The organism is Rhodanobacter thiooxydans LCS2 (genome assembly GCF_000264375.1).
Classification (GTDB): Bacteria; Pseudomonadota; Gammaproteobacteria; order Xanthomonadales; family Rhodanobacteraceae; genus Rhodanobacter; species Rhodanobacter thiooxydans.
In genome coordinates this window covers 1-419 of sequence record NZ_AJXW01000151.1, presented here as the reverse complement: position 1 = coordinate 419, position 419 = coordinate 1, and the positions used below count along the sequence as shown (strand labels likewise).

Genomic DNA, 419 nt, shown 5'->3' with positions numbered 1-419 from the left:
GCGCTTGATCTCCTCGATCTGCAGTTCGCGCTCGACCTCCGCGCGCACGTCGTCCCAGCCGCTGCGCATGCGTCGCAGCAGGGCCCCGGCGGTACGCGCGGCGCCCGGCAGTTTCTCCGGGCCGAGCACGATCAGCGCGATGAGCGCAAGCAGCACCAGCTTGCCGAAGCTGATCTCGATCATCGCCGCAACCTGCCCGCCGCCCGCGGCTTACTTCGGGTCGCTGGAGTCGCGCTGGCCCTGCGTCGCCTTGTCAGCGGAGCTGGCCGGCGGATCGGCGCGCAGGCGCTCGGCCTCTTCCTTGCGCTTGGCCTCGTCCTCGTCGCCATTGAGGCCCTTCTTGAAATCCCGCATGGCGTTGCCGAGGTCCGAGCCGATATGGCGAAGCTTGCCAGTGCCGAAGATCACCACCACCACCA

At 68.7% G+C, this 419-nt stretch carries 2 protein-coding genes; both read right to left on the bottom strand.

All coding sequences use genetic code 11. The annotated features are described in order from the left end of the window. A partial coding sequence (tatB, locus tag UUA_RS18300; RefSeq protein ID WP_008439712.1) for a Sec-independent protein translocase protein TatB occupies positions 1-183 on the bottom strand: 183 nt, incomplete at its 3' end. A 27-nt stretch (positions 184-210) separates the two neighbouring features. Beyond that, a complete protein-coding gene (locus tag UUA_RS18295; protein ID WP_008439711.1) occupies positions 211-417 on the bottom strand; it encodes a twin-arginine translocase TatA/TatE family subunit in 207 nt (68 codons plus the stop codon). Between the last annotated feature and the right edge of the window lie 2 nt (positions 418-419).